The organism is Pseudomonas sp. LBUM1649 (genome assembly GCF_059716155.1).
In genome coordinates this window covers 62770-82153 of the sequence record NZ_CP166807.1, presented here as the reverse complement: position 1 = coordinate 82153, position 19384 = coordinate 62770, and the positions used below count along the sequence as shown (strand labels likewise).

Annotated in this window: 21 protein-coding genes; 11 read left to right on the top strand and 10 right to left on the bottom strand. The window is 60.0% G+C overall.

All coding sequences use genetic code 11. From position 1 onward, the window contains the following. Positions 1 to 298 precede the first annotated feature (298 nt). From coxB to ACA058_RS00370, 4 genes are all read left to right on the top strand, one after another. Positions 299 to 1426 (top strand): cytochrome c oxidase subunit II, encoded by a 1128-nt coding sequence (gene coxB / locus ACA058_RS00385; RefSeq protein ID WP_497637344.1) that lies wholly within the window; start codon positions 299 to 301, stop codon positions 1424 to 1426. 82 nt (positions 1427 to 1508) lie between these two features. After that, complete coding sequence (gene ctaD, locus ACA058_RS00380; RefSeq protein ID WP_497637343.1) at positions 1509 to 3107, top strand: cytochrome c oxidase subunit I; 1599 nt, start codon at positions 1509 to 1511, stop codon at positions 3105 to 3107. A gap of 189 nt (positions 3108 to 3296) precedes the next feature. After that, positions 3297 to 3848, top strand: a complete 552-nt coding sequence (locus ACA058_RS00375; protein WP_033038877.1) for a cytochrome c oxidase assembly protein — start codon at positions 3297 to 3299, stop codon at positions 3846 to 3848. Positions 3849 to 3873: 25 nt separating this feature from the next. After that, complete coding sequence (locus ACA058_RS00370) at positions 3874 to 4761, top strand: cytochrome c oxidase subunit 3 (RefSeq protein WP_497637342.1); 888 nt, start codon at positions 3874 to 3876, stop codon at positions 4759 to 4761. Positions 4762 to 4857: 96 nt separating this feature from the next. Here the strand turns inward: ACA058_RS00370 and ACA058_RS00365 are convergent, their stop codons facing one another. Next, positions 4858 to 5061 (bottom strand): twin transmembrane helix small protein, encoded by a 204-nt coding sequence (locus ACA058_RS00365; RefSeq protein WP_266016262.1) that lies wholly within the window; start codon positions 5059 to 5061, stop codon positions 4858 to 4860. A gap of 71 nt (positions 5062 to 5132) precedes the next feature. On the opposite strand from ACA058_RS00365, the gene ACA058_RS00360 reads away from it, so the two are divergent. Genes ACA058_RS00360 through ACA058_RS00340 form a run of 5 tightly spaced genes read left to right on the top strand, consistent with a single transcriptional unit; the run spans position 5133 to position 9035 of the window. After that, the gene (locus ACA058_RS00360) at positions 5133 to 5873 is read left to right on the top strand and encodes an SURF1 family protein (protein WP_497637341.1); all 741 of its coding nucleotides are present in this window, start codon (positions 5133 to 5135) and stop codon (positions 5871 to 5873) included. After that, positions 5839 to 6432 carry a PA_0111/PP_0108 family redox-active disulfide protein gene (locus ACA058_RS00355; RefSeq protein ID WP_497637340.1) on the top strand — a complete coding sequence of 198 codons (594 nt, stop codon included), beginning with the start codon at positions 5839 to 5841 and terminating at the stop codon, positions 6430 to 6432. Before ACA058_RS00360 ends, ACA058_RS00355 begins: the two co-directional genes overlap by 35 nt. Positions 6433 to 6442: 10 nt before the next feature. Continuing rightward, the gene (locus tag ACA058_RS00350) at positions 6443 to 7516 is read left to right on the top strand and encodes a COX15/CtaA family protein (protein WP_008064734.1); all 1074 of its coding nucleotides are present in this window, start codon (positions 6443 to 6445) and stop codon (positions 7514 to 7516) included. Continuing rightward, a complete protein-coding gene (gene cyoE / locus ACA058_RS00345; RefSeq protein WP_497637339.1) occupies positions 7504 to 8403 on the top strand; it encodes a heme o synthase in 900 nt (299 codons plus the stop codon). The genes ACA058_RS00350 and cyoE overlap by 13 nt, the downstream gene beginning before the upstream one ends. Next, a complete protein-coding gene (locus tag ACA058_RS00340) occupies positions 8400 to 9035 on the top strand; it encodes an SCO family protein (protein ID WP_497637338.1) in 636 nt (211 codons plus the stop codon). Before cyoE ends, ACA058_RS00340 begins: the two co-directional genes overlap by 4 nt. Positions 9036 to 9179: 144 nt before the next feature. Here the strand turns inward: ACA058_RS00340 and ACA058_RS00335 are convergent, their stop codons facing one another. The 3 genes from ACA058_RS00335 to ACA058_RS00325 form a co-directional block, all read right to left on the bottom strand. Next, positions 9180 to 9953, bottom strand: a complete 774-nt coding sequence (locus ACA058_RS00335; RefSeq protein WP_497637337.1) for a MetQ/NlpA family ABC transporter substrate-binding protein — start codon at positions 9951 to 9953, stop codon at positions 9180 to 9182. A gap of 72 nt (positions 9954 to 10025) precedes the next feature. Continuing rightward, the gene (locus tag ACA058_RS00330) at positions 10026 to 10700 is read right to left on the bottom strand and encodes a methionine ABC transporter permease (RefSeq protein WP_008002212.1); all 675 of its coding nucleotides are present in this window, start codon (positions 10698 to 10700) and stop codon (positions 10026 to 10028) included. Then, the gene (locus tag ACA058_RS00325) at positions 10700 to 11707 is read right to left on the bottom strand and encodes a methionine ABC transporter ATP-binding protein (RefSeq protein ID WP_497637336.1); all 1008 of its coding nucleotides are present in this window, start codon (positions 11705 to 11707) and stop codon (positions 10700 to 10702) included. Before ACA058_RS00325 ends, ACA058_RS00330 begins: the two co-directional genes overlap by 1 nt. A 189-nt stretch (positions 11708 to 11896) precedes the next feature. Here ACA058_RS00325 and katE point away from each other — a divergent pair, with 189 nt between their 5' ends. Beyond that, entirely contained in the window at positions 11897 to 14056 is a 2160-nt protein-coding gene (gene katE / locus ACA058_RS00320) for a catalase HPII (RefSeq protein WP_497640031.1), read from the top strand. 76 nt (positions 14057 to 14132) lie between these two features. Here katE and ACA058_RS00315 read toward each other — a convergent pair whose 3' ends face one another. Genes ACA058_RS00315 through zur form a run of 4 tightly spaced genes read right to left on the bottom strand, consistent with a single transcriptional unit; the run spans position 14133 to position 16938 of the window. Continuing rightward, the gene (locus ACA058_RS00315; RefSeq protein ID WP_497637335.1) at positions 14133 to 14852 is read right to left on the bottom strand and encodes a PA5502 family lipoprotein; all 720 of its coding nucleotides are present in this window, start codon (positions 14850 to 14852) and stop codon (positions 14133 to 14135) included. Between the two features lie 37 nt (positions 14853 to 14889). Beyond that, positions 14890 to 15678 carry a zinc ABC transporter permease subunit ZnuB gene (gene znuB / locus ACA058_RS00310; protein ID WP_497637334.1) on the bottom strand — a complete coding sequence of 263 codons (789 nt, stop codon included), beginning with the start codon at positions 15676 to 15678 and terminating at the stop codon, positions 14890 to 14892. After that, positions 15671 to 16456: a zinc ABC transporter ATP-binding protein ZnuC gene (znuC, locus tag ACA058_RS00305; protein WP_497637333.1), complete on the bottom strand. Its 786-nt coding sequence runs from the start codon at positions 16454 to 16456 to the stop codon at positions 15671 to 15673. Before znuC ends, znuB begins: the two co-directional genes overlap by 8 nt. Then, positions 16456 to 16938, bottom strand: a complete 483-nt coding sequence (gene zur, locus ACA058_RS00300; protein ID WP_046818670.1) for a zinc uptake transcriptional repressor Zur — start codon at positions 16936 to 16938, stop codon at positions 16456 to 16458. Before zur ends, znuC begins: the two co-directional genes overlap by 1 nt. 66 nt (positions 16939 to 17004) lie before the next feature. On the opposite strand from zur, the gene ACA058_RS00295 reads away from it, so the two are divergent. Further along, positions 17005 to 17925, top strand: a complete 921-nt coding sequence (locus ACA058_RS00295; protein WP_497637332.1) for a zinc ABC transporter substrate-binding protein — start codon at positions 17005 to 17007, stop codon at positions 17923 to 17925. A 109-nt stretch (positions 17926 to 18034) separates the two neighbouring features. Here ACA058_RS00295 and ACA058_RS00290 read toward each other — a convergent pair whose 3' ends face one another. After that, positions 18035 to 18985 carry a homoserine kinase gene (locus tag ACA058_RS00290; protein ID WP_497637331.1) on the bottom strand — a complete coding sequence of 317 codons (951 nt, stop codon included), beginning with the start codon at positions 18983 to 18985 and terminating at the stop codon, positions 18035 to 18037. 59 nt (positions 18986 to 19044) lie between these two features. Beyond that, complete coding sequence (locus ACA058_RS00285) at positions 19045 to 19335, bottom strand: DUF2782 domain-containing protein (RefSeq protein ID WP_046818667.1); 291 nt, start codon at positions 19333 to 19335, stop codon at positions 19045 to 19047. Positions 19336 to 19384: the final 49 nt, after the last annotated feature.

Sequence of the window (19384 nt, the reverse complement as noted above, 5' to 3'; positions counted from 1 at the left end):
GCATTTGTCATAATTGTTTCATCCTTGAGACGTCTCCGTTATATCGGTTTGCCACCACTCGTCTGCATCCTTCTCCATTCGTGCCCTGCAAAGCAAGTTAATGCTGTTTCAGATGATTTACGCCAGCACATTGCGAGGTGAGAGTCGCTGTCTATACTCGGGTTGGAATGGAGTTAGCTGATGACGCCCGACTGCAATGCAGCAAGGCCCGGCGATTCAAGTTCGTAGTCTGATGCAGCCGCTCCCTTGCCGCAGGTGAAAGCCGGCGGGATAAAAAGAACGATAAGGGGAACCCGCAATGATGCGACATCCACATGTCTGGATGGGCCTCCTGTTGTGGTCGATTTTCAGCCCGGCGCAAGCGGCCTGGACTGTGAATATGGCGCCGGGAGCGACTGAAATCAGTCACGCTGTGTTTGACCTGCACATGACCATTTTCTGGATTTGTGTAGTGATCGGCATCATCGTCTTTGGCGCCATGTTCTGGTCGATGATTCTGCACCGCCGCTCTACCGGGCAGGTGGCGGCAAAATTTCATGAAAGCACCACCGTCGAAATCCTCTGGACCATCGTGCCCTTCATCATTCTGGTGGCCATGGCGGTTCCGGCGACTGCCACGCTGATCAAGATGTACGACGCCAGTGAGCCGGATATCGATATCCAGGTCACCGGCTATCAGTGGAAATGGCACTACAAGTACCTGGGCCAGGACGTCGAGTTCTTCAGCAACCTGGCCACTCCCGCCGATCAGATCCACAACAAGGAAGCCAAGACCGAGCACTACTTGCTCGAGGTCGACAAGCCCCTGGTGCTTCCGATCGGCGCCAAGGTGCGCTTCCTGGTGACCTCCGCCGACGTGATCCACTCCTGGTGGGTGCCGGCCTTCGCGGTCAAGCGCGATGCGATCCCGGGGTTCGTCAACGAAGCCTGGACCCGTATCGAAAAACCTGGCGTCTACCGCGGCCAATGCGCCGAGCTGTGCGGCAAGGATCACGGGTTCATGCCGATCGTGGTCGAGGTCAAGGACAAGCCCGATTACGAAAAATGGCTGGGTGAACGCAAGGCTGAAGCTGCACAACTCAAGGAGCTGACCAGCAAGGAATGGACCCTCGACGAGCTGAAAGAGCGCGGCGACAAGGTCTATCACACCGCCTGCGTGGCTTGTCACCAGGCCGAAGGCCAAGGCTTGCCGCCGATGTTCCCGGCACTCAAGGGCTCGAAAATCGCCACCGGACCGATCAAGGATCACCTGGGCATTGTCTTCCATGGCAAGCCTGGCACCAGCATGGCGGCGTTCGGCAAGCAACTGTCGGAAGTCGATATCGCAGCGGTCGTGACCTATGAACGTAACGCCTGGGGCAACAACAAGGGCGACATGGTCACCCCCAAAGAAGTGCTGGAGCTGAAACAGGCGGAAAGCAAATGACCCGGTCTATTGCGCACCCAAGGAACCAGTCGGGGCATCACGCCCCGGCCTGCCCAGCCCATCTGTATGCAGGAGACAGGACATGACTGTTGTAGTCGATGACCATGTTCATACCGGCACCACCCACGAGCACGCACACGGCCCCGCCAAAGGCCTGATGCGCTGGGTGCTGACGACCAACCACAAGGACATCGGTACGCTGTACCTGTGGTTTGCGTTTTCCATGTTCCTGCTCGGCGGCTCGTTCGCGATGGTGATTCGCGCCGAACTGTTCCAGCCAGGGCTGCAGATCGTCCAGCCGGAATTCTTCAACCAGATGACCACCATGCACGGCCTGGTGATGGTCTTCGGTGCGGTGATGCCGGCCTTTGTCGGCCTTGCCAACTGGATGGTCCCGCTGATGATCGGCGCACCCGACATGGCGCTGCCGCGGATGAACAACTTCAGCTTCTGGCTGTTGCCGGCTGCTTTCATCCTGCTGGTTTCGACCCTGTTCACCCCTGGAGGCGGACCCAACTTCGGCTGGACGTTCTACGCGCCACTGTCGACGACCTACGCGCCGGAAAGCGTGACGTTCTTCATCTTCGCCATCCACTTGATGGGGATCAGTTCGATCATGGGTGCGATCAACGTGATCGCCACCATCCTCAATCTGCGCGCCCCCGGCATGACGCTGATGAAAATGCCGCTGTTCGTCTGGACCTGGCTGATCACCGCGTTCCTGCTGATCGCGGTGATGCCGGTACTGGCCGGTTGCGTGACGATGATGCTGATGGACATCCACTTCGGCACCAGCTTCTTCAGCGCCGCTGGCGGCGGTGACCCGGTGCTGTTCCAGCACGTGTTCTGGTTCTTCGGCCACCCCGAGGTGTACATCATGATCCTGCCGGCCTTCGGTGCCGTCAGCTCGATCATTCCGGCCTTCTCGCGCAAACCACTGTTCGGCTACACCTCGATGGTCTACGCCACGGCGAGTATCGCGTTCCTGTCGTTCATCGTCTGGGCGCACCACATGTTCGTGGTCGGCATTCCGCTGGTGGGCGAGCTGTTCTTCATGTACGCCACGTTGCTGATTGCGGTGCCAACAGGCGTGAAGGTGTTCAACTGGGCCAGCACCATGTGGCAAGGCTCGCTGACCTTCGAGACGCCGATGCTGTTTGCCGTGGCGTTCGTGATCCTGTTCTCCATTGGCGGTTTCTCCGGGCTGATGCTGGCTATCGCCCCGGCGGACTTCCAGTACCAGGACACCTACTTCGTGGTCGCGCACTTCCACTACGTGCTGGTGCCGGGGGCGATCTTCGGGATCTTCGCCTCGGCTTATTACTGGATGCCGAAATGGACCGGCCACATGTACGACGAAACCCTCGGCAAGCTGCATTTCTGGCTGTCGTTCATCGGCATGAACATGGCCTTCTTCCCAATGCACTTCGTCGGGCTGGCGGGGATGCCGCGACGGATTCCGGACTACAACCTGCAATTCGCCGACTTCAACATGGTGTCGTCGATCGGCGCATTCATGTTCGGTGCAACGCAGATCTTCTTCCTGTTCATCGTGATCAAGACCATTCGCGGTGGCCCGCCAGCACCGGCCAAACCGTGGGACGGGGCCGAAGGCCTGGAATGGAGCGTCCCTTCACCAGCGCCGTATCACACCTTCACCACGCCTCCGGAAGTGAAATGAATACCTGGCCCTTTGGAATTGGCGAACCCTTTGTGGCGAGGGGATTCATCCCCGTTGGGTCGCGAAGCGACCCCAAAACCTGTGACTTCGGTGTATCAGGCATACCGTGTGATTTGGTTTTACGACTGCTTCGCAGCCGAACGGGGATAAATCCCCTCGCCATAGGGTTATCGGCTGAGGTTGGAAGCCATGGCTGACTCGATTTCGATGAAGAAACTGGTCACCCGCCTGTTACTGGTGGTGGTAGCGATGTTTGTCTTCGGCTTTGCCCTGGTGCCAATCTACGACGTGATGTGCAAGGCATTCGGCATCAACGGCAAGACCGCCGGGCAGTACGAGGGCGAACAAACGGTCGATACCTCGCGGCAGGTTCGCGTGCAGTTCCTGTCGACCAACTCCGCCGACATGTCCTGGGATTTCTATCCCAAGCACGATGAATTAACGGCCAACCCCGGGGCGGTGAACGAGATGATCTTCATCGCGCACAACCCTACCGATCGCCCGATGAGCGCTCAGGCGGTACCGAGCATCGCGCCCAGCGCAGCGGCGGCGTACTTCCACAAGACCGAATGCTTCTGCTTTACCCAGCAAGTGCTGCAGCCCGGTCAACGGATCGAGATGCCGGTACGTTTCATCGTTGACCGTGACATGCCCAAGGATGTGAAGCACCTGACGCTGTCCTACACGCTGTTCGATATCACCGCCCGACATCCACCGGTCGCAGTAAATACTGGCGGTTGAGCGTGCCCGATAAGGAGAACAATAAATGGCAACTCATGAACATTATTACGTTCCGGCCCAGAGCAAATGGCCGATCATCGCCACGGTCGGAATGTTCGTCACCGTGTTAGGCCTGGCCACCTGGTTCAACGATCTGAAAGCGGCGCGGCCGGAGTCCCACGGTCCGCTGATCTTTTTCGTCGGCGGCCTGTTGCTGGCCTACATGCTGTTCGGCTGGTTCGGTACGGTGATCAAGGAAAGTCGCAGCGGCTTGTACAGCGCGCAGATGGATCGCTCGTTCCGCTGGGGCATGAGCTGGTTCATTTTCTCGGAGGTGATGTTTTTCATCGCCTTCTTCGGCGCGCTGTTTTATGTGCGCCATGTGTCCGGTCCCGCCCTCGGTGGCGAAGGCACCAAAGGCCTCGCCCACATGCTGTGGCCTGCCTTCGAGTGGACCTGGCCACTGCTGAACAACCCGGATTCCAAACTCTTTCCGCCGCCCAAGGATGTCATCAGCCCCTGGGGCCTGCCGCTGCTCAACACCGTGTTGCTGGTGAGCTCCAGCGTCACCGTGACCATCGCCCACCATGCCTTGAAAAAGGGCCATCGCGGTGCGCTGAAAATCTGGCTGGCGCTCACCGTGCTGCTGGGCTGTGCGTTCCTCGGCTTTCAGGCCGAAGAATACATCCATGCCTACCACGAACTGGGCCTGACCCTCGGTTCGGGCATCTACGGCGCCACGTTCTTCATGCTCACCGGTTTCCACGGCGCCCACGTGACGATCGGCACCATCATCCTGTTCGTGATGCTGATGCGGGTCATGCGTGGACACTTCGACAACGAGCACCAGTTCGCCTTCGAGGCCGCAAGTTGGTACTGGCACTTCGTGGATGTGGTGTGGATCGGGCTGTTCGTTTTCGTCTACGTGCTGTAGGAGCGAGCATGCTCGCGATGGGCGTTAACGATAACGCGGGCTATCTGAATTAACGCGTTGTCATGAAGTTTTTCGCGAGCAGGCTCGCTCCTACAGTTACCACGGGGCATGCGACACCAACTGGCCGCTGAAAAAACCCCAGGCGATCAAGCCGACGGTGATCGCGGCCAGCGCTACACGAACACTCAAGGCAATGACGAGGCGGTTCGAGTTGCTGTCGTCCTTGACCAGAAAAAACAGGCCGCTGAACAGGCTGACAACCGTGGCAATCAGCATCAGGACGATGGCTGCTTTGAGCATGGTGGGACTCCGGGGGGACAAGCGATGCACTTGAGTATAGCTATCGCGATGACCGACTTTCTGGCGACGCCATGAAGCGCTTTCGGCCGGGCATCATTCCGACATTGGTGGTTGCGCTGCTGCTGCCGCTGCTGGTGTCGCTCGGGTTTTGGCAATTGAGCCGGGGTGCGGAGAAAAGCGTGTTGCTGCAAAGCTACACCGAGCGCCGGGCCGCGGAACCGATGGCCAGCACCGAGCTGCAACACACCGCAGATCCAGCCTTCCGCCGGGTTCGCCTGCACGGCCAGTTCGACGCCGGCCACAGCCTGTTGCTGGATAACCGCCAGCGCGACGGCAAGGTCGGAGTCGAATTGTTGCAACCGTTTCGGGATCAGGCCACCGGGCTTTGGCTGCTGGTCAATCGCGGCTGGCTGCCATGGCCGGACCGGCGCACCCCGCCGCAATTCGACACACCCGCCCAGGCCCTGAGTCTCCACGCCTGGGTCTACGTTTCCCCCGGCGCCACCTTCCAGTTGCACGCTGACCCGAGCACCACCGTCTGGCCACAACTGGTGACCGCGGTTGAGCCGGCCAAGCTCTGGACGGCCCTCGAGCGTGATGGCTTTGCCTACGAAATACGCGCCGAGAAGGGTCCCGCCACTTATCAAGCCGATTGGCCGGTAGTCGCCATGGGGCCGGAAAAACACATCGCTTATGCCGTGCAGTGGTTCGCCATGTCGATCGCCCTGTTCGGTCTTTATCTCTACCTCGGCTGGCACAACGCAAAGGAGAAACACAATGGGAGCGGCCATGAATCCACCCAGCATGTCTGAGGCCAAAACGCCGGCGAGTCGGCGCAAGGGTCGCCTGCAACTGCTGCTGATTGTGCTCGGGGTGATCGGTCCGATGATCCTCGCCACCGGCATGTACAAACTGCAGTTCTGGGTGCCGGAGGGGCGCAGTTACCACGGCGAACTGATCGGCAACGGCCAGTCCCGCGCGGACCTTGGGGTACAGGCCGATGAACAACGCTGGCAGTTGCTGGTGACCGCACCCAAGGAGTGTTCGGTGGACTGTCAGCAACTGGTGTACCTGGCGCGGCAGGTCCAGATCGGCCTGGGCCGCGATGCCGGGCGCGCAAGCCATGCCATTGCCGCCGCACAGCCGCTGAGCACTGATTACGACGCCAAGCTGACGCGGGAGTATCCTCAACTGCAGCGCTATCGGCTGGACGTGAGCACCTTCAATAAAACCACCGGTGACAAGGCGATGCCACAACTGTGGATCATCGACCCCCACGGCAATCTGGTACTGCGCTACGACCCGTCAGTCAAAGGCAAGGATCTGCTCAATGACCTGCGCCACCTGTTGAAACTGTCGAATATCGGATAAGGGCATCGTCATGGCCAAGCCTGGATTTCGCCTCGCGCTGTTTGCCACCTTGCTGGCACTGATTGTGGTGTTGCTCGGTGCTTATACCCGCCTAACCCACGCAGGCTTGGGCTGTCCGGACTGGCCCGGCTGCTACGGCTTTATCAGCGTGCCGAAAAGCGAAGCGCAACTGGCCCATGCCGAATTGCATTTTCCGGACACGCCTGTAGAAGCCCATAAAGGCTGGAACGAGATGATCCACCGCTACTTCGCCGGCACGCTGGGGCTGCTGATCTCGGTGTTGGCCGGTCGGGCCTGGGTCCATCGCCGGCATCCAGGGCAACCGGTGAAGCTGCCGCTGTTTCTGCTGGCGGTGGTGTTCGCCCAAGCGGCGTTCGGCATGTGGACGGTAACACTCAAGCTCTGGCCGCAAGTGGTCACCGGGCACCTGCTTGGCGGCTTTGCGACCCTGAGTCTGCTGTTTTTGCTGACCTTGCGCCTGTCCGGCGTGCTACCCGCACTGACGGTGCCGCGACGCCTGCAGTACTGGGCGACGGCCGGGCTGTTGCTGGTCATCGGACAAATCGCCCTGGGTGGCTGGGTCAGCTCCAACTACGCCGCCGTGGCCTGCATCGACTTTCCGACCTGCCATGGTCAATGGCTGCCGCCGGCGGACTTCGCCAATGGTTTTCACCTGACCCAACACATCGGTCCGAACTATCTCGGTGGGCAACTGGACAGCGACGCCCGCACCGCGATTCACCTGACACACCGGATCGGCGCGTTGTTGGTGACCCTGGTGTTGCTCGGCCTCGCCTGGCAACTGAAAGTCGTCGGCATGACGCGACTCGCCGGGTTGGTGCTGATCGCCCTCGCGGCGCAAATTACCCTGGGCATCAGCAACGTGCTGTTGCACCTGCCGTTGCCGATTGCCGTCGCCCACAACGCCGGGGGCGCAGCGCTGTTACTGACGATGGTGCTGGTCAATTACCACGCCCGGACCAGCCTGGTTCGGGTCAAGCAGCCGACACGCTGGCGCTTCAGCCCACGTAAACACTCAGCCGGGCCCATAACAATAAAAGGAGAGATGCCATGGCGATTCTGATCGGCGAGCGTCACAGCCAGGCAATCTGGCGTGACTACCTGGAGCTGACCAAACCAAAAGTGGTGGTGCTGATGCTCATCACTTCGCTGGTGGGGATGTTCCTCGCGACGCGCGCCGGAGTGCCATGGACGGTGCTGGTGTTCGGCAACCTGGGCATTGCCTTGTGTGCGGGCGGTGCGGCAGCGGTCAACCATGTGGTGGACCGGCGGATCGATGCGGTCATGGCACGCACCCACAAGCGGCCGCTGGCCGAAGGCCGGGTGTCCCCGGCCGCCGCACTGACCTTTGCCTTGATGCTGGCGCTGCTCGGCCAGGCCTTGCTGCTGACATTCACCAATCCACTGACGGCGTGGCTGACCCTCGCCTCCTTGCTCGGCTACGCAGTGGTCTACACCGGTTTCCTCAAGCGCGCGACGCCGCAGAATATCGTCATCGGAGGCCTCGCCGGGGCCGCGCCGCCGCTGCTCGGCTGGACCGCCGCCACCGGCCACGTCAGCGCCGAACCGCTGCTGCTGGTGCTGATCATCTTCGCCTGGACCCCGCCGCACTTCTGGGCGCTGGCCATTCACCGCAAAGAAGAATACGCCAAAGCCGACATCCCGATGCTGCCGGTGACCCACGGCGAGCACTACACCAAAATCCACATCCTGCTTTACACCTGTGCGCTACTGGCCGTAAGCCTGATGCCCTACGTGATCCACATGAGCGGCTTGCTCTACCTGATCTGCGCCATCGGTCTTGGCGCCAGATTCCTGCAATGGGCCGTGGTGCTGTACCGTGGCACTCGGCCGCACGCGGCGATCAACACCTTCAAGTACTCTATTTACTACTTGTTCCTGCTGTTCATCGCCCTGCTCGTTGACCACTACTTATTGTTGAACCTATGACCCGAACCCAGAAAACCGTCTTCATACTTGTCGCCCTGATCGCGCTGATCCTGGGCCTGACCATCAATAAAGTGCTCTCCGGCAAAGGCCAGGGCGACCCGACGGCGCTGATCGACGCGGGGATCATCCTGCTGCCGCAAAGCCGTAATTTGCCGGATGTGACGATGACCGACCAGGACGGCAAGCCGGTGGCGGTCAACGAACTCAAAGGCAAGTGGTCGCTGCTGTTCTTCGGCTACACCTTCTGCCCGGACATCTGCCCGACCACCCTCGCCCAACTGCGCCAGATCAAGAGTGAACTGCCGCCGGAGGCTGTGGACAAGTTGCAGATCGTGCTGGTCAGTGTCGATCCGAACCGCGATACGCCCAAGCAGCTCAAGCAGTACCTGGGTTACTTCGATCCGCAGTTTGTCGGCCTGACGGCAACGTCGATAGAAGAACTGCAGAAAGTCGCCAATGCCGTGAGCATTCCGTTCATTCCGGCCGATACCAGCAAACCGAACTACACGGTCGACCACAGCGGCAACCTGGCGGTCATCGGCCCGGACGGGACGCAGCGTGGGTTTATTCGTGCGCCGTTGAACAACCAGAAACTGGTGGCGCAGTTGCCGGTGATGCTTAACCGCAAATAACCACCACGCCGCTCTCTGTAGGAGCACAGCTTGCTGGCGATGGCGTCCGTAAGATCGCCATCGCCGGCAAGCCGTGCTCCTACAGGGGTTTCAAGCACAAAAAAGGGGACGCTCATGGCGCCCCTTTTTCGTTGCGTCAGTAGATCAGAACGCCGGCACTACCGCGCCTTTGTACTTCTCTAGAATGAAGGCTTTCACTTCCGGGCTATGCAGGGCAGCAACCAGCTTCTGCATCGCGGCGCTGTCCTTGTCGTCCGGACGAGCGACCAGGATGTTCACATACGGCGAGTCGCTGCCTTCGATGACCAGCGCGTCCTTGGACGGATCGAGCTTGGCTTCCAGCGCGTAGTTGGTGTTGATCAGCGCCAGATCGACCTGGGTCAGCACGCGCGGGATGGTCGCGGCTTCCAGCTCACGGAATTTCAGGTTCTTCGGGTTCTCGGTGATGTCCTTGACCGTCGCCAGGATGTTGTTCGAATCCTGCAACTTGATCACACCGGCCTTGGCCAGCAGCAGCAGCGCACGGCCGCCGTTGGTGGCGTCGTTGGGGATCACCACGGTGGCGGTGCTTGGCAGCTCTTCCAGGGTCTTGTACTTGCTGGAGTAAGCGCCCAGTGGCTCCAGGTGCACGCCTGCAACCGAGACCAGGTTGGTGCCCTTGGCCTTGTTGAATTCAGCCAGGTACGGCTGGTGCTGGAAGAAGTTGGCGTCCAGGCGCTTTTCCGCAACCTGCACGTTCGGCTGGATGTAGTCGGTGAAGACTTTGACCTTCAGATCCACGCCTTCTTTGGCCAGGGTCGGTTTAACGAACTCGAGGATTTCCGCGTGCGGAACCGGGGTCGCGGCGACAGTCAGGGTGTCGGCGGCGTGGGCGGAAAAGGCTGCAACAGCAGCGAATGCGACGAGTAGTTTTTTCATTCAGCTAACTCCTTGTGGCCTCCCGCTTGCGGTGCCCGTTTGGCACCTGCCAGCGAATGGCCGGCTCATTTCTTACTTACGGGAAAAGTGGACGACCAATTTGTCGCCGACGGTTTGCAATACCTGAACCAGCACCAGCAGCAGCACCACGGTGACCACCATTACATCGGTCTGGAAACGTTGGTAACCGAAACGGATCGCCAGATCGCCCAGGCCTCCAGCACCGACCACACCGGCCATCGCCGTGTATGACACCAGAGTAATGGCTGTCACCGTAATCGCCGCGAAGATGCCCGGACGGGCTTCGGGCAGCAAGGCATTGGTGATGATCTGCCGCGTGGTCGCGCCCATGGCCTGGGTCGCTTCGATGATGCCGCGATCCACTTCGCGCAGGGCGGTTTCCACCAGTCGTGCGAAGAACGGCGTGGCACCGACTACCAGCGGCGGGATCGCGCCGGCGACGCCGAGGGAAGTGCCAGTGATCAACACGGTGAACGGAATCATCACGATCAACAGAATGATGAACGGCAGCGAACGCAGAATGTTCACCACCAGGGACAACATTGCATAGACGCCTTTGGCTTCCAGCAACTGACGCGGGCTGCAGAGGAACAGCAGCACGCCCAGCGGCAGACCCAGCAACACGGTGAACAACAGCGAACCACCGAGCATCAGCAAGGTGTCGCCGGTGGCCAGCCAGATTTCAAACCAGTCGATGTTGGCGAAGAAACTTGTCAGGGCTTCCATTAGCGCAGCACCTCCATGTGGACGTCGGCCGCGGTGAAGCGGGCGAAGGCCGCTTCCATGTCACCGCCGGTCACGGCCAGGGTCAGTTGCCCGTAAGGGATGTCCTTGATGCGGTCGATACGACCGGCCAGGATGCTGTAGTCCACACCGGTTTCACGAGCGACGGTACCCAGCAGCGGCGCGTAGGTCGCTTCGCCCTGGAAGGTCAGACGCACAATGCGGCCTGGCACGTGAGCGAAGTCGTCACGCTGTTCGCTTTCATCGATCTGCTCGTCTTCTTGCACAAAGCGCTTGGTAGTCGGGTGTTTTGGATGCAGGAACACCTCGGCCACCGTGCCTTGCTCGACGATCACGCCAGCGTCCATCACCCCGACCTGGTCGCAGACCCGGCGGATCACGTCCATCTCATGGGTGATCAGCACGATGGTCAGCTTCAGCTCACGATTGATCTCGGCCAGCAATTGCAGGACCGACGCCGTGGTTTGCGGGTCGAGGGCGCTGGTGGCTTCATCGCACAGCAGGATTTTCGGCTTGGTCGCCAGGGCGCGGGCAATGCCGACGCGCTGCTTTTGCCCGCCGGACAATTGCGCCGGGTACTTGTTGGCGTGGTCGGACAAACCCACCCGAGCCAGCAATTCGGCGACGCGCTGGTCGATCTCGGCGCGGGACATTTCACCCGCCAGTGTCAGCGGCAACGCAACGTTGTCGGCAACGGTCTTGGACGCCAGCAAGTTGAAGTGCTGGAAAATCATTCCGACCTGCTGACGGAAACGGCGCAGGCCGTTGGCGTCGAGCGCCGTGACTTCTTCGCCATCAACGATGATCTTGCCGCCGCTGGAATTTTCCAGGCGATTGATCAGACGCAGCAGGGTACTTTTTCCCGCACCGGAATGGCCGATCAGACCAAAGACCTGACCATTCTCTATTGTCAGACTGGTCGGATGCAGGGCGGGGATATCCTTACCGGCGACGCGGTAGGTTTTATGGACGTTTTGAAACTCGATCACGTAGCGAACCTTGTGGGGCGCGTTAGAAAAGGATCAGCGGTTAGCCGGGCGCGCATTTTAGCCTGTCCGTATAGCAGTTCTTAGCATTTATTTCGCATTCGACCAGTCATTTGGCAATAACGCGATCAAAGGTCAGATAAAGGGAACGGCGCAAAACACCATCAGTCATTAATTAGGCCACTCGAAAAAATTCCCGAGGAGTCATGCCTGATGAGCACCAAGAAGCCTGCCGCCCCAAAGAGCGCACTGGCCGGGACCGATACCCTGGACCGCAGCAATACCAACACCAAGCTCGATAGCCTGGAAAAATTCCGCTCCGACGCCACAGGTCAGGCCTTGCGTACCAATCAAGGCGTGAAGGTGGCAGACAACCAGAACACCTTGAAAGCCGGCGCCCGTGGGCCGTCGCTGCTGGAAGATTTCATCATGCGTGAAAAAATCACGCACTTTGACCATGAGCGCATCCCCGAACGCATCGTGCATGCCCGCGGTACCGGTGCCCATGGTTTCTTCCAGTCTTACGAGAACCACTCCGTACTGACCAAGGCCGGTTTCCTGCAAGATCCCGCGCAGAAAACGCCGGTATTCGTGCGTTTTTCCACAGTGCAGGGGCCCCGAGGTTCGGGCGATACCGTGCGGGACGTACGAGGTTTCGCCGTGAAGTTTTTCACCGATGAAGGCAACTTCGATCTGGTGGGCAACAACATGCCGGTGTTTTTCATCCAGGACGCCATCAAGTTTCCCGACTTTGTCCACGCGGTAAAACCCGAGCCTCACAACGAAATCCCTACTGGCGGCTCGGCCCACGATACGTTTTGGGACTTTGTCTCACTGCAACCCGAATCAGCCCACATGGTGATCTGGGCCATGTCCGACCGGGCCATCCCGAAAAGCCTGCGCAGCATGCAAGGCTTCGGCGTGCACACCTTCCGATTGATCAACGCCGAAGGAAAATCGCGCTTCGTCAAATTCCACTGGCGCCCGGCCGCCGGGACCTGCTCGCTGGTGTGGGATGAAGCGCAGAAACTGGCGGGTAAAGACACCGATTATCACCGCCGCGATCTCTGGGAAGCCATCGAGATGGGGGACTACCCGCAATGGGAACTCGGCGTACAGGTTATTGAGGAGGAAAACGAACACGCCTTCGATTTCGACATCCTTGACCCCACCAAGCTGATTCCTGAAGAGCTCGTTCCTATTACGCCGCTCGGGAAAATGACGCTCAATCGCAACCCGGACAACTTCTTTGCCGAAACCGAGCAGGTTGCTTTCTGCCCGGGGCATATCGTGCCCGGGATCGACTTCTCCAATGATCCGCTGCTGCAAGGTCGGCTGTTTTCCTACACCGATACGCAGATCAGCCGACTCGGTGGGCCGAACTTTCACGAAATCCCGATCAATCGTCCGGTAGCACCGTTCCACAACGGCCAGCGTGATGCGTTGCATCGCACCACCATCGACAAGGGGCGCACGTCCTACGAACCGAACACCATCGACGGCGGCTGGCCCAAAGAAACGCCGCCCGCAGCACAGGACGGCGGCTTCGAGAGTTATCCGGAGCGCATCGACGCCAACAAGATTCGTCAGCGCAGCGAGTCATTCAGCGACCACTTCTCCCAGGCCCGGCTGTTTTTCCACAGCATGAGCAAGCACGAGCAGGAGCACATCATTTCGGCGTACAGCTTTGAGCTGGGCAAGGTCGAACGGGAGTTCATCCGCGCGCGTGAGGTGAACGAGATCCTGGCTAACATCGATCTGGAGCTGGCCAAGCGCGTGGCGCATAACCTTGGCCTGCCAGCACCAAAAGCCGGAACGGTCGACGTACCGAAGATCTCTTTGGATCGTTCGCCAGCCCTGAGCCAGGCCAACTTGCTGCCGGGCGATATCAAAACCCGAAAAGTGGCGATTCTCGCGGCCAACGGCGTCGACGGCGATGCAATCGATGCGATGAAAAAAGCGCTGGAAGCCGAAGGTGCGCACGCCAAATTGCTCGGTCCCACCTCGGCGCCAGTCACCACCGCTGACGGCAAAATGCTGCCGGTGGATGCTTCGATGGAGGGCATGCCGTCCATTGCGTTCGACGCGGTATTTGTGCCGGGAGGAGCGGCCTCGATCAAGGCGTTGAGCGCCGACGGCGTGGCGTTGCATTACCTGCTCGAAGCCTACAAACACTTGAAAGCGATCGCGCTGCACGGCGAGGCAAAGCAGTTTCTGGATGTGTTGAAACTGGAGGTTGATGCGGGGTTGATCGTGGGTGCGGATGGCAAGTTGGCCAAGCCGTTTTTTGCGGCGATCGCGCAGCATCGGGTTTGGGAGAGGGAGCCGAAGGCCAAGGCGGTTCCGGCCTGAATTTTGTATTGATTGAGAGGACGCCATCGCGGGCAAGCCTTGCTCCTACAAGGAGCAAGGCTTGCCCGCGATGCTTTTAAGGCTGCTTACGTGGACTCAAAACCATCTGCGCCGGAACGCTGCGAATGATCTGCCGCTCCAGATTCAAATCAAACTGCGGATCAAGCTTCTTCACCCGCTTGGTCAGCAAGTTTGCCAGCCAAGGGTAATCATCGGTACGCGGCGCCTGAATGGTCACATCACACTGAAAATTCACCACATCGGCGGCGATAGCATCCAGTTGACGACGCAGTTTGCCCATATCGTTGATATTCAACGCAACCGTGGTGCTCTCGGCCGTCAGGTCGATGACCTTGGCTTTAGGCTGGGCTTCGGCAGCCTTGAGCGCCGCTTCGGCTTTGTCCAGCTCAGCCTTGCGGGCCTGGGCGATGGCGCCATTGACCCCGCCGGTCAGTGCCGGAGCCTTGGGCATCAGCGCACGGGCACGGCTCAGGGCGGTGGCGGCGGCGTTCACGTCACCTTTTTGCAGCACAATCTGGCTACGCAGCAGATAGGCTTCGGCCAGTTGACGCTGGTATTGCTCAAGGGATTGATCGTTGGGTGACTCGGCCTGCAACGCCGCCAATTGACCCTCGGCCGTGGCCAACTCGCTGCTGGCCAGGCTTTGTTCCAGCTGTGCAATGGCCGTGGCCCGCGCATCCGTAGCCTCGGTGGCTGCCGGTGGCGTGCTTTGGCAAGCGCCCAGCAGCAAAGAAAATGCGACAAGGAGCAGATAACGGGAGGCGAACGACTTCATTCCTGCGACTCTCTATTTGCGCAAAAAACGAGCAAGTCTACACCCCTCGACGGGGCAGAACAAAACTCAGCAGAAACAGCGCGGCGGCCGTCACTACAATCGACGGGCCCGCCGGGGTGTCCTTGAACCAGGACAGCGCCAGCCCGCCACACACGGCGAATATGCCCAGCAGGCTGGCGCCCAGTGCCATCTGCTCCGGTGAGCGGGCGTGACGTTGTGCCGCAGCGGCCGGAATGATCAACAACGACGTGATCAGCAACACACCGACGATTTTCATCGCAACGGCAATCACCACGGCGATCAACAGCATCAGCGCCAGGCGCAATCCCGCCACCGGCAGCCCTTCGACCCTCGCCAACTCTTCGTGCACAGTAATTGCCAGCAATGGCCGCCACAACGTCAGCAACAACGCCAGCACCGCGGCACTACCACCGAGGATCCACGCCAGATCGGTCGGACTGATCGCCAGCAAGTCACCGAACAGATAGGCCATCAGGTCGATCCGCACTTCGTGCATGAAGCTTAGTACCACCAGACCTAAAGAGAGGGTGCTGGGTGCAAGAATTCCCAAAAGCGTGTCGGAGGCCAGCGGCTGACGCTGTTGCAAGGTCACCAGCAACACCGCCAACAGCAAGCAGCCGACCGTGACTGCAACAGTCGGGCTGACATCGAGCAGAAAGCCTAACGCCACGCCCAGCAATGCCGCGTGGGACAGGGTGTCGCCGAAATAGGCCATGCGCCGCCAGACCACGAAGGAACCCAAGGGGCCCGCCACAACCGCCAGAGCCAGACCTGCAAGCAGGGCGTAGAGCAGAAAATCAGCCATGCTTGCAGCTATCTCCGTGTACATGGGTATGGCCCGATGGGGGCGCCTTGACCACCGAGCCGTGCAAATCGTGGGCGTGGTCGTGGTGGTGGTGATAAATCGCCAGGCTTTGTGCGTTTTTTCCGAACAGTTCGACGAATGCCGGATCGCCGCTGACCTGCTCGGGGTGACCGGAGCAGCAAACATGTCGATTCAGGCAAACCACCTGATCGGTGGTGCTCATCACCAGATGCAGATCGTGGGAAACCATCAACACACCGCAGCCGTGACGGTCTCGCAGGCGGGTGATCAGGCTATAGAGTTCGGCCTGACCCGCCACGTCGACACCTTGTACCGGTTCGTCGAGCACGAGCAATTCAGGCTCGCGCAACAAGGCCCGGGCAAGCAGTACGCGTTGCATTTCGCCGCCGGAAACACTTTGCACGGGGCTATCGATCACCTGCTCGGCGCCGACTTCCTTGAGCGCGGCCAAGGCCATCGCACGGTCCACACCCGGTACCAGGCGCAAGAAGCGCAGCACCGAGAGCGGCAGGGTAGGATCGACATGCAGCTTTTGCGGCATGTAACCGACCCGCAGTTTCGGCTTGCGCCAGACACTGCCGCTGTCGGGTTTCAACAGGCCGAGTACGGCACGCACCAAGGTGGTCTTGCCGGCGCCATTGGGACCGATCAGGGTCACGATCTGCCCTGGCTCGACGCTCAGTTCGATGTTATCCAGCACAGCTTGCCCGGCAAACGTGACGGCAACCTGCTCGAGGCGGATCAGCGCGTTGCTCATCAAGCCCCCTGGCAACCCGAACAGAGACCGATCACTTCAACGGTCTGGCCTTCGACGACAAACCCGACGTCCTTGGCGCTGGCGATGATCGCGTCGCTGATGGATTTCTGTTCGAGTTCGATGGCGGCGTGGCATTCACGGCAGATCAGGAACTGTCCCTGATGGGCGTGCGCCGGGTGATTGCAGCCGATGAAGGCATTGAGCGAGGAGATACGGTGTACGAGGCCGTTTTCCAGCAGGAAGTCCAGCGCGCGGTAAACCGTGGGTGGTGCGGCCCGGCGACCGTCCTGCTCACTGAGGACCGCGAGAATGTCGTAGGCCCCCAGCGGTTTATGGCTTTGCCACACCAGTTCCAGCACCCGCCGACGCAACGCGGTCAGGCGCAAGCCCTGGCGTGCGCACAAGGCATCGGCCTCAGACAGAGCGCTGTGAACGCAATGAGAGTGGTCGTGAGGACGGCTGGCAATCGGTGTTTTAGGCATGAGCGGCGACGAGTTTTGTGAGAGACGTTATTATGTTACCCGTTCTCGCCTCTTCGAGTGGTCATCGTGTCCCGACTTTTTTCCATCTTTGTCGCAATTTTCGCTAGTTTTCTGCTGATCGGTTCGGCGCAAGCCGAGGTCAAGGTACTCACCAGCATCAAGCCACTACAGCTGATCGCCGCTGCTGTGCAGGACGGCGTGGCGATCCCGGAAGTCTTGCTGCCACCCGGCGCCTCACCGCATAACTATGCCTTGCGCCCATCCGACGTACGGAAAGTGCAATCGGTGGATCTGCTGTACTGGATCGGGCCGGACATGGAAGGTTTCATGCCGCGGGTGCTCAATGGACGTACCTTGCCGAGCGTTGCGGTGCAGGACCTTCCTGGCCTGAAACTGCGATATTTCACCGAAGACAACCACTCCCACACCGAAGAAGCCGACGAACATGACCACGACCATCGTCCGGGGAGCCTTGATGCGCATTTGTGGCTATCGCCGGCCAACGCCAGGGTTATCGCGGTGAAAATGGCTGCGGATCTGAGTGCAGCCGACTCGGCCAACGCGGCGCGCTACCAGAGCAACCTGAAGGCATTTGACGAGCGTCTCGATGCGCTGGATGCACGGCTGAAGAAACGTCTGGCCGGTGTCGAAGGCAAACCTTACTTCGTGTTCCACGAAGCGTTCGACTACTTTGAAGACGCCTACGGCCTGAAGCACGCCGGCGTGTTCAGTGTCGCAGCCGAAGTGCAGCCCGGCGCCCAGCATGTTGCGGCAATGCGCGCGCGGTTGCAGGAAGTCGGCAAGACCTGCGTCTTCAGCGAACCTCCGCTGCGCCCACGCCTGGCGGAAACCCTGGTAGCCGGTTTGCCGGTGAAACTGGCGGAACTGGATGCACTGGGCGGGTATACGCCGGCAACTGCTCAGGGGTATGAGCAGATGCTGGAGAAGTTGGGGAATGATCTGGCTGGGTGTCTGGAGTCGTTGTAACCAACACAGATCTCTGTAGGAGCGAGCATGCTCGCGAAGAAATCCGCAGCACCGCGGGGTGTCAGGCACCCCGCGTCATCGTTAACGACCATCGCGAGCAGGCTCGCTCCTACAGGGCGAACGGTAAAGGTGTATTGACCTTCTGCCGCTGCGCCAACCGCAGCTCAAACTCCATCGGATCGTGGATCAACACGTCCTGCCCGGCGAAGGATTCCGCCGCGATCAAGCGTGACAACCAGAAACGCACGCACGCTACTCGCAGCATGGTCGGCCACAGTTCGGCCTCGGCCGCAGTGAATGGGCGCAATGCGGCGTAGGCACCCAGCAACGCCCGCGCCCGTGGCCCGTCGATCAAGCCGTCATCGTCGGAACACCAGTCGTTCAAGGCAATTGCCACGTCGTAGAGCATCGGCCCCGAGCAGGCGTTGTAGAAATCGATCAGCCCGGTCAGGTGCGTGCCTTCGAACATCGCGTTATCGCGGAACAGGTCGGCGTGGATGTTGGCGCGTGGCAACGCCAGAATTTTCTCTTTCTGCTCGGTGATTTCTTCCAGTGCCCGTTGCAACAGATCCTTCTGCGGCGGTTGCAGGTGCGAGAGAAACTGCGTGCCTTCTTCCAGCATCCAGTCCAGGCCACGATCGGTCTTGCGCTTGATCATGTTGGCCCGGGTCGCCAGGTGCAGGTGAGCCAGCAACTCACCCACCTGGGCGCAATGCTGCGCGTTAGCCTGCTTGATGTGCTTGCCGGCCAGGCGCGGTTGCAACAGCGCAGGCTTGCCGGCCAGTTCGCGCAGGGCCACGCCGTCGGTGGTACGCAGGGCGTAAGGCACCGGCAGGTCGGCCTGGTGTAGCACGTCGAGCAATTCGATGAAGAACGGCATCTCCTGGACCGGGCCACGTTCGACCAGGGTCAGGACGAATTCGCCCTGCTCCAGGCTGATAAAGAAATTGGTGTTTTCGCTACCGGCGGCAATCCCCTGGAAATCAAGCAGGCGGCCGAGGCCATAAGGGGCGAGAAAAGCTTCCAGCTCGGGCCGAGCCAGGGGGGTAAACACAGACATGGTTAAAACTGCCAGTACGAGGCGCCGCTCTTGAGCCAACGCCGATTGAAATTAAGAAACTACTTCCACTCAAAGATCTTCCACGACGGTATCAGCATATCCGGCTGATCCGAGCGGATGAAGTTTGCATCGGTCCCGTCCGCGCGCACCAGAAAATACGGCGGTGCGCCCTTCGGCGTAACCTTGATCGCGTACAGGAAACCGTTTTGGCGGTATTCCTGAATGACCTTGTCGCCTTCCGTGCGGATCGTAACCTCTGGCTCCGGAGTCGGCGCATCATCCGCTGCCATGACGGCCAACGGTGTGATAGCAAACAAGCCAGCCAGCAACAGGCGATTTAGTGTGCGCATGATAACCTTGTCCCTTTGTCGTCAACGGTCCCGCTATTCTAGCGCCGGA

Coding starts and splice junctions, on each gene's coding strand:
- coxB (WP_497637344.1), top strand. CDS start 299: ATGATGCGACATCCACATGTCTGGATGGGCCTCCTGTTGTGGTCGATT.
- ctaD (WP_497637343.1), top strand. CDS start 1,509: ATGACTGTTGTAGTCGATGACCATGTTCATACCGGCACCACCCACGAG.
- ACA058_RS00375 (WP_033038877.1), top strand. CDS start 3,297: ATGGCTGACTCGATTTCGATGAAGAAACTGGTCACCCGCCTGTTACTG.
- ACA058_RS00370 (WP_497637342.1), top strand. CDS start 3,874: ATGGCAACTCATGAACATTATTACGTTCCGGCCCAGAGCAAATGGCCG.
- ACA058_RS00365 (WP_266016262.1), bottom strand. CDS start 5,061: ATGCTCAAAGCAGCCATCGTCCTGATGCTGATTGCCACGGTTGTCAGC.
- ACA058_RS00360 (WP_497637341.1), top strand. CDS start 5,133: ATGAAGCGCTTTCGGCCGGGCATCATTCCGACATTGGTGGTTGCGCTG.
- ACA058_RS00355 (WP_497637340.1), top strand. CDS start 5,839: ATGGGAGCGGCCATGAATCCACCCAGCATGTCTGAGGCCAAAACGCCG.
- ACA058_RS00350 (WP_008064734.1), top strand. CDS start 6,443: ATGGCCAAGCCTGGATTTCGCCTCGCGCTGTTTGCCACCTTGCTGGCA.
- cyoE (WP_497637339.1), top strand. CDS start 7,504: ATGGCGATTCTGATCGGCGAGCGTCACAGCCAGGCAATCTGGCGTGAC.
- ACA058_RS00340 (WP_497637338.1), top strand. CDS start 8,400: ATGACCCGAACCCAGAAAACCGTCTTCATACTTGTCGCCCTGATCGCG.
- ACA058_RS00335 (WP_497637337.1), bottom strand. CDS start 9,953: ATGAAAAAACTACTCGTCGCATTCGCTGCTGTTGCAGCCTTTTCCGCC.
- ACA058_RS00330 (WP_008002212.1), bottom strand. CDS start 10,700: ATGGAAGCCCTGACAAGTTTCTTCGCCAACATCGACTGGTTTGAAATC.
- ACA058_RS00315 (WP_497637335.1), bottom strand. CDS start 14,852: ATGAAGTCGTTCGCCTCCCGTTATCTGCTCCTTGTCGCATTTTCTTTG.
- znuB (WP_497637334.1), bottom strand. CDS start 15,678: ATGGCTGATTTTCTGCTCTACGCCCTGCTTGCAGGTCTGGCTCTGGCG.
- znuC (WP_497637333.1), bottom strand. CDS start 16,456: ATGAGCAACGCGCTGATCCGCCTCGAGCAGGTTGCCGTCACGTTTGCC.
- zur (WP_046818670.1), bottom strand. CDS start 16,938: ATGCCTAAAACACCGATTGCCAGCCGTCCTCACGACCACTCTCATTGC.
- ACA058_RS00290 (WP_497637331.1), bottom strand. CDS start 18,985: ATGTCTGTGTTTACCCCCCTGGCTCGGCCCGAGCTGGAAGCTTTTCTC.
- ACA058_RS00285 (WP_046818667.1), bottom strand. CDS start 19,335: ATGCGCACACTAAATCGCCTGTTGCTGGCTGGCTTGTTTGCTATCACA.